Here is an 8,085-nt window from a genome sequence, read left to right as displayed (position 1 = left end):
GCCGGCGCGCCGTCACGTCCGATTTAAGCGTATGGTCAAGCATAGACACAAGCCGATCCCTTCAAAGAGATCGTGAAACTCGCCTATCCCATGTGCCGCGAGAAGGCGGGAGCGGAACGACGCTTACTCGCGAGTTCGCTTGCCAAGCCCATAAGAAGGCGCTGTGCTGCGACTGGTGAGCCGCCAGCGCAAATGGCCTCCGCAATTCTTTCGCTGGTTTCGTCTATCCGAGCGCGGATGGCGGCGATCCGCTCTTCCACTTCCATCGTGCGTACCTCCAGATCGTGAGGTACATACGGTCTAACCAATGTCGGGTTTCCCTATTCGTCCCAAACGAGCTTCTTGCAGTCGGTGCACTTGAAGATGCGGACGGTCTTACCCGAGCGTGGATCGAGATAGCTTTGGACCCGCAGCAAGCGGCCGTCGCAATGCGGGCAATTCCCAAATTGACTTGGACTAAGTGGCGGGGATTTGGAACCAAGGCTGATCATTGCACGTCAGCTCCCATAAGCAGCTAACGACGCTCATCGCGAAAAAGTGTTCCTACGTTTAAGAGCAACGCCGGAGCTTCGAAAGTGAAGGTCGCAGGAACGGCTAAGAGGCTTGTTCCTGCGACCGACGCCGCGACGTTCGCATGGGTACCACAAAGGCCCGCCAGCGCGAACCGGCGGCCCGGCGCAGCTCTAAGCAGCCGTGGTGCGCTCGCGCTTGGGCTTTACCTCTAGCTGCAAGCCCATTGCCGAGAGCACTGCAACAACCGTGGAGAAATTCGGAAGCTGTGTGTTGTTTTTGAAGGCCCGATAAATACTCTGTCGCTGTAGCCCCGTCTGGCTTGCGATCTCGGCGATGTTGAATTCGCCAAGGGCTTTGCCGATAGCTTTGCAAATTGTCTTGGGTTCAGCCGAAGCGAGCGCAATGTTTAGCTCCTTGGCCATCATCGAGGGGACGATCCGTCGGTACGCTTTCGTCATTTCAGCCTCCCAAAAGAAAAGGCCGGCTCTTTGAGCCGGCCCTAATGGATCTGACTAGTGCTGCTTAGTATCTGGCGAGCGACGGGCCGCCAAACTTGTAGTTCAGGCGGACCAGGCCCATGTCGACGTCTTGGCGAATCCGGTCGCTGCCGAATACCCCACCCACGGGCGTTGTGAAGCCGATCGTGCGATCGCCAAGGAAGATGTGGTCGTACTCAAGGCCCAGCGACCAGTTTGGCGCGAAGCCGTACTCCAGACCGACCCCGACAGTTCCGCCCCAGCGCGTTTCGCTCGCCGAAGCCAGCCGTGTGCCCGCGAGCGGCGTGCCTGCTGCGGCGTAGATGTCGTACTTGTCACCGACGACGGCGGCGCCGCCCTTCACGTAAAGCAGCACGTTGTTCCAGGCGTAACCGACCTGGCCGGTGATGAGCCCGAAAGCATCGATGGTGGTACGGTTGCGGTCACCGGTCACCAGCGCACTGCCTGGGAAGGCGGTGCTGATGTTGTCGCCCCGGAAGTCAGCCCAGTTGCCCTGACCTTCGATGCCGTACACCCACTGGCCCGACTGCATGCGATAGCCGACCTGGCCGCCGATCGTGCCGCCCGTTGCGTTGTGGCAGCCCTCACCGACCAGGGTACCGGTTACCGGCGTGACGAAGTCCAAGCACGTATGGCTTGAGCCGCCGCCGCCGTTGATGCCGATGTAGAAGCCGCTCCAGTCGTACATCGCCGCAACCATCGGCGGAGCCTTCGTATACGGTCGGGCCGCGAGATCCGCCGCACTGGCAGGAGCTGCTAAACCGAGAGCCAGTGTTCCGGCCGCAGCCGCAATAAGTTTCTTCATTCGAGTCTCTCCCCAGAGATAACGAGTTCAATGAATCGGCGCGTTCGCCCACCTACCAAAGAATAGTACGTCGTACGCCTGCACGTTGCTGTAGCTCGCTTGCAACACTCGCCATCAAAGCCGGCGGGGAATTCTTTATATCCATTAACTAGTTGGGAACCGAAAGCCTGGTGCAGTGCATACTGCTCGGTCCTCCAGCGCATGCAATCCCTCGTCGTCGGTTTTATCATCGTGGAGAGAAAGCCATGGGATCGCGCCACCAGGTCGTGCAATCACTTGAGACACGGCTTGCTGAAGAGGCAAAGCGCCTGCGCGAGGAAGCTAAGTCGCTTCCACATGGCAGCGCGCGGGAGGACATGATCCGCAAAGCCCGCCAAGCCGAAACCGGATCGCACATGAGCCAATGGTTGAGATCGCCCTGGCTACAGCCACCGGAATAGCCCCCTCGAATTTCCGATGCTTGAGCTGCTGCCGGTTTGATGGACACGGGGCTAAACTAATCCCACCTTGCGTTCGAACTCAACGGGGCTGATGTATCCGATCGTGGAATGACGTCGGGTTGGATTGTACAACGAGGTTTGAGAACGCCCACAGGACCGTTCTTCGCGAGGTTCTTTATCGATATCATCCTTGGTTTGGTTGCCGAGTTTGCGTTCATGGGGCCGTCGACAAGGCTGGCGATGTCGCCTTCCGCTGCACGCTGGATGGATCGCAAGCAGATCGTTGGCTGGAGGTTCCAGCGTGGATGTTCGACCGAACGGCATGCCCTGAGGCGGAGCTTTTGGCAGCTCGGCCATTTGTCAGCATAACCGCACTTGCAGCGCTTTCTGCGCTTCTCGATCTGGTGTTGATGGATCGAACGCAAGCCTGCTGATCCGCATCCTCTTGTAGACCTGCCAGGTTTCCGCAAGCAGCTCGATGATTTGCAGGCTAGCGCCGAAAAGCGGCTGGTTACCGAGCGTCAGAAGCAAGCCAAGTGATGCCGATGCCGTCCGATTAGAAGTGCATGGGGCGCCGTCAATACCTCAATACCTTGCTGGACCCGTGAAGTGATCGAGCAAGCATCCTCAGCCAACTAACTCGTCGCGGAATGCTCAGGTCAGGAATAGTTGGCCGCGGGCTTTCGCGCCCTGTCCATCGCGCGCTGCGACAAGCGCTTGCTTAAGCTTCATCTGCTCCTCGGGAGTCATAGCGGGGCCGCGCCTCACGGGCACATCTTCTACGGCGGGATAAGGGAGGGTTGGAGCCTGGGCGGGTGCCTGCGCTCGTGCGTCCATCAGTGAAGAGCTGGTACTGGAAGTGGCGCACCCTCCTAACGCGAGGCTGGATGCAACCAACGCGGCAACCGCAGCAATCAACCCTGCAATTCTTCCAACGATACGCAGCACGCATGGGGCTCGTTCGACCAGCAATGCGGGCCAATTAAGGCTAGCGTCGCCGGGACGCGCCGCTTGGGCACCTAGCGTGAACTGGCGGCCTGCATCTTACATATCAGTCATCGCCCCTTTTGCTTCCCAAGCCAGATCCATCAAACGCGCAAGCTAATACCTCTGGTGGGGCGCGTACACGAAACAATCTCAATGCGCGACATGGTCCCGTCGAGAAAGGCTAGCGCGTCGAGAGGAGCGGCGTGCGGATGTCGCCGTAAGTCTTCAGGGGATTTTGCTTGTTGTAGGCGCCACCAAGCGTCTCGCGCACGCCGGCATGCTGATGTCAATCGGCGTTCGTACACGCCTTCATTGATAATGCCGGCATTTTCCCAGAGCACTTTTCTTTTAATCACGGGGTCCTGGGTTCGAGCCCCAGCGCGCTCACCAGCAAAATCAAAGACTTAAGTCTCGAAAATCAAGCGCTGCACCATCTGCAGAAATCCAGTGTGCACACACCATGCACACGAGACAGAGCGACCGCGATCTCCGGCACATGGAGCAAACCTGTCGAGAGTGGGCTGACGCGATCCAGCACGAACCATCTCGCGCGGCGCTCCTGGAGTTGGCTGACAACTACAGCAAGAGCCGCGCGCATGATGAATGGCATCGCTAGTGCTCGGACGGCTTTTCCCTCCGGGCTTTGCGCGCCATCTCCATCCACTCTTCTCCGAGCTTCAGCCAAGCTTCCTTGTCGCCCTCGCGGGTGGCCTTCCCAGCCTCGTCTAGGCAGGCCTGGGCTTGCTGAGCGTATCTTACAAAATCAGCTTCGCTCATCGCGATCAATGCGGCCGGTGCCGCGACGTTCCGGCTGAGCGCTTGAGAAGGCCCGGGCACTCGCAAGAGCGGAGCTCGCCCGATATCACAAGTCGAAATGACAAAAGGTTGGGGCGGCCTTACTGTTTGTCCTCGGTCCATGTCTGCTCACCGCACTGGCACTTGAACATGCGAACGATCCCACCGGTTTGGGTGTTGAGCATCTTCGCCGCAAAGACGGGCTGTCGCCCACAGTGATTGCAAGGCTTCGTTAGATTGGCCTGAAAGCTGGAAAAGACTTCGTTCTTAAAATCGCGGTCCATAGTGCTGCCTCGCCGAGGACTCACTAAGTACCAGTGTGTACACAAGTTCCAAATAGCCTAAGTTATAGGCGCTTCCAAAAGAGGACAGGATCGGAAATTCGAGGGCGGCTACTCCGGTGGCTGTAGTCCAGGCGACCTCAACCATTGGCGCATGTGCGATCCGGTTTCGGCTTGGCGGGCTTTGCGGATCATGTCCTCCCGCGCGCTACCATGTGGAAGCGACTTAGCTTCCTCGCGGAGGCGCTTCGCCTCTTCGGCAAGCCGGGCTTCTAGCGAGGACAATTGCACAACCCGGCGGCGCGATCCCATGGCTTTCTCTCCACGATGATAAAAACGACGATCCAACGCGAAAGTTCCGAGCAGGTTCCTTCAGGTCGCTGTGTCGAACCTCCGAGATTTCGGAGTCGCGCTTTGTTCCTTGGAACTGATTCCTTGATCTGTCCCAAGGGTCGAGAACCTGGCGACCGAGAACGCGCCCCAGCGTGAATCGCCCAAGGGTATAGCGAAACGGCCTCAGTTGGGCACGGGGCTGAGGCCGTCTGCTACTTGGGGCTCCGCCCGGAACAGGGAGACGGCGCCGGAGCATTCATTGAATGAGCCCGCTTGCCGATTGTTCCCGAAGAGGGCCAGCGGCAAAATAACCTTCGGCACGGTTCATGCAAACGCATTGAGTACCCGGGATTTTGTTAGTTCCCTCTCGAGGCTGGTTAACCCCATCGCCGCCGGGCCACGTATTTCGAGCCCGGCGGCGTATTCTCTGAAACTAGTGCCGCCGACGTTCGAGCCGCCGTCGCTCAAACCGCAACCGATAGCGCATCAGCAATAGCTGGATTAGGCGCACTCGTTGCCCCCGATCAGCACCACTACCGGCACCGGCTTCCGCGTCGGCTCGGGGCCGGCCAGGAAGCCCGTCACAGCCGGCAAGACCATCAAGGCGTCCCCCTTCCGGGAGTTGGCTTGCCAACACTACGGCATGTCGGCGATGCCAGTTTTCCGGTTTCATGCCATCGCCGTGTGCTGCCAGTCTTGCCAACCAACCTGCTCGAGCAACGTCATGGTCGCCGATGCCACATTCCATAGGATCGCTGGGGTTGGATCGCCGCCGCCCATGGACTGATCGCAACTGGCAAGGGAGGGCTCGTCGTCCACATCCGGTCGCGGCGTCGTGCGCGGCTCTCCGGAGAGGGGGCGCCGCCTCTGCGCGTATCGGTTGCGGAATCGCATCTCTGCCGCCGTGATCGCCATCAAACAGGTGGGGGAACGATGCCGGCCGCAAAATGCAGGGCGCGACACAGACCGATGCAGAACCCGTACACCAGACCGGCCATGTTCGCCCTTGAGCTGCTTCATGCCGAGGTAGGCGGGGCCATCCTTGAGAACCGGCAGAAGAACGATGAAATGAGCGAGCAGATGAGGCAGATGGAAGCCTTCATCAAGATGCTCGGTGAAGCGGCGGAAGCCGAACAAGTGGTTCAAGCGGGGCACGTTAAAGATCGCCGCCGCTGTGTTGGCCGCGCATGGCGTGCAAGACTCCAGTAAGAGGACGTGCAGGGCGTAGCTCTGGGCATCCAGCACAGCCTCAAGAACCACGAGCGAAGGCGTGCAGATTGTCGGGTGAGGCAAGGCCAGCGCGGTGGCGGCTTGCTGGCTAAAACTGAATTTAATGGGATCGGCTGAGTTGCGAACCTAGATTTGGGTGGTGTCGGCATCCTCCCTCCCCGGCACTTCTCTACTTCCGGCCTCAGCTCTCCCCCCGGGGGCTGGGGCCGTTTCTTCCACGACTTGTAAAGAGGCCCGCCGTGTTGCTGAAAACCACTTTAATTGCGGTTGCGGTTGCTATGACCGTGCCAGCACATGCCCAGCAATCGCAACGGGGGATCACTATCATCACCCCCTACAGCGTGCACGTGTATAGCGCCGATCCGGCAACGCCTGGGCGGCTACTCGATGATGAGAATCTCCAACGGCAAAACGAGCGCCAACAACGAGAGCGCATCATGAGGCAAATGGAGCTAGATCGAGAGGCCGAGCGCCAAGAGGCGGATCAATGATGGCAGCCCCGGCGCGGTGTCGGCACAGTTTGAAAAGCCCCGGCTTCGGCCGGGGCTTTGTTGATTCCACATCACAACGAACAGGAGAGACCTATGGATACTACCAGCGTTGGAGGCCGCCAACTGAGGGTGGAGCGGGTTGGTGAGGTATCGCCCGTTTTGGTCAAGACGCGCCCTCGGACCTCACTGGACAGACTACTGCGCGCCCAGCGGAGGGAATACCCCGAAGTTCAGGTTCTTCGCCTCATTTTAGCGAAACGACGATGTCCGTTCTGGGTCAAAAGTGTCGGTTCTAGCACTCGGCTGCAAACTTCCGGTCTCCCCTTGTGAGCTGACATGCAGCGACACCGCTCAAACGGAAGTGATGGGCCATCAAGAGACATTCGCAAGTCACCGACGACCTGGCAGCATTCGCTGCATGATGCGGTCACGGTAAATGAAAATATGGACCAAGGCTGCGGCCACGTGAATACCGATGGCGATCAGCAGTGCCCACTCCGCAATTTGATGCCAGCCGTCGATCCGATGGATTGCGTCCGTGTTTTTTGTCGCCAGCATCGGCAATGGAACGAGATTGAAATAAGAGATCGACCAGCCCCGGAACGATGCGAACAGCCAGCCTGTGAACGTTGTAGCCAGAACCAATCCATACAGAAGCCAATGGACGGCTTCGGAGGAAACACGCTGCCACGGCGGTAGAGAACTTTCCGGCGCCACAGGATGGGTGATACGCCAGACAAGCCGCAACAAAATCAACGCGAGGATGATCAAGCCGAACGAAATATGGAGCGTCATTGCTCTGCCGGGTGGACCTGAGTGAACGTCGGGCATGAACCAGCCGATCGGAAACTGAATTGCCAGAAGCGCCACGACAAGCCAGTGAAAAACTTTCGCGGGTGAGCCGTAGTGCAGCCGATCGTCCATAAGTCCTCTTTCTCGAAGTGTAGGAGCCAATTCAATAATTAGTAAGACGCGAGCCGGCCGGCAGATCGAGACATCAGGTTGATAGGTCCGGTCGGCGCCCGCTCGCTGGCGTCAGGGCCTCCGCCCGGCGCCGGGAACGAATATCCGAAAAGGTTTTCACGACGAAGCGGTCAGAAGATGGGGTCAATCCATATCCAACGCCTAGATTGATATCGAACACGCCGAGCTTGAAATCGGTTACCGCGAATACGTATGTTGCTGATCAGATACCTTGCCAAAACGACCGATCTCGCCAAAATCGGCGTAGTATTCCAGACCGACAAACAATAATCCTTGTCGAGCTTTCGAGCGAGCCGCACCGCGGGCGCGAAATCTGCTTGGCCGTATTTGCCAAAGCCGATATCGACGATTGGATTGACGATGAATTCCCAATCGGCGTTACGTACGCCAACGATCGGCCTGATTTCCAGGCCGAACCTCGTTTGAGCGAACTTCGGTGTGGTGTTGCTGAGTTCGAAGTTCACACCATAAAAGAAGTCTCGCTGATCTGCATGCGGGGAAACGAACAAGGTTCGCAGTTTGACTGAATCCGACAGAAACTGGCGGTCCTGGATAGCGAATGGCAGATAGAGACCAACTTCCCACCAATCCGCGAGGCCGTAGGCGAACAGGCACAAACCCGTACCATCCCAGAAGATCAGCTTGATCCGGTCGGCGCGCTTGGCACGGAACACATAAACAGCACCCGAGAACGGGTCAGCCTGCATGTGCTCGCGTACCAATATGGCA

7 protein-coding genes are annotated in these 8,085 nt (G+C 58.5%); 1 reads left to right on the top strand and 6 read right to left on the bottom strand.

The window, feature by feature from the left end:
* Window positions 1-683: 683 nt before the first annotated feature.
* From B5V03_RS00045 to B5V03_RS41245, 4 genes are all read right to left on the bottom strand, one after another.
* Entirely contained in the window at window positions 684-971 is a 288-nt protein-coding gene (locus B5V03_RS00045; protein WP_129267253.1) for a DNA-binding protein, read from the bottom strand.
* Between the two features lie 64 nt (window positions 972-1,035).
* Window positions 1,036-1,815 carry an outer membrane protein gene (locus B5V03_RS00040; RefSeq protein WP_129267252.1) on the bottom strand — a complete coding sequence of 260 codons (780 nt, stop codon included), beginning with the start codon at window positions 1,813-1,815 and terminating at the stop codon, window positions 1,036-1,038.
* 800 nt (window positions 1,816-2,615) lie between these two features.
* The gene (locus B5V03_RS41250) at window positions 2,616-2,786 is read right to left on the bottom strand and encodes a hypothetical protein (RefSeq protein WP_164987691.1); all 171 of its coding nucleotides are present in this window, start codon (window positions 2,784-2,786) and stop codon (window positions 2,616-2,618) included.
* 2,534 nt (window positions 2,787-5,320) lie between these two features.
* Window positions 5,321-5,797 carry a hypothetical protein gene (locus B5V03_RS41245; RefSeq protein WP_164987690.1) on the bottom strand — a complete coding sequence of 159 codons (477 nt, stop codon included), beginning with the start codon at window positions 5,795-5,797 and terminating at the stop codon, window positions 5,321-5,323.
* A 323-nt stretch (window positions 5,798-6,120) separates the two neighbouring features.
* On the opposite strand from B5V03_RS41245, the gene B5V03_RS00025 reads away from it, so the two are divergent.
* Entirely contained in the window at window positions 6,121-6,372 is a 252-nt protein-coding gene (locus B5V03_RS00025) for a hypothetical protein (RefSeq protein ID WP_129267249.1), read from the top strand.
* Between the two features lie 390 nt (window positions 6,373-6,762).
* Here B5V03_RS00025 and B5V03_RS00020 read toward each other — a convergent pair whose 3' ends face one another.
* Entirely contained in the window at window positions 6,763-7,296 is a 534-nt protein-coding gene (locus B5V03_RS00020) for a cytochrome b (RefSeq protein WP_129267248.1), read from the bottom strand.
* Between the two features lie 170 nt (window positions 7,297-7,466).
* On the bottom strand, window positions 7,467-8,085 hold a 619-nt coding region (gene tnpB / locus B5V03_RS00015; protein WP_206736097.1), incomplete at its 5' end, for an IS66 family insertion sequence element accessory protein TnpB.

It is taken from the genome of Bradyrhizobium betae (assembly GCF_004123905.1).
GTDB lineage: Bacteria > Pseudomonadota > Alphaproteobacteria > Rhizobiales > Xanthobacteraceae > Bradyrhizobium > Bradyrhizobium betae_A.
The sequence above is the reverse complement of the archived record's forward strand: the minus strand, read 5'-3'. Positions and strand labels throughout refer to the sequence as shown.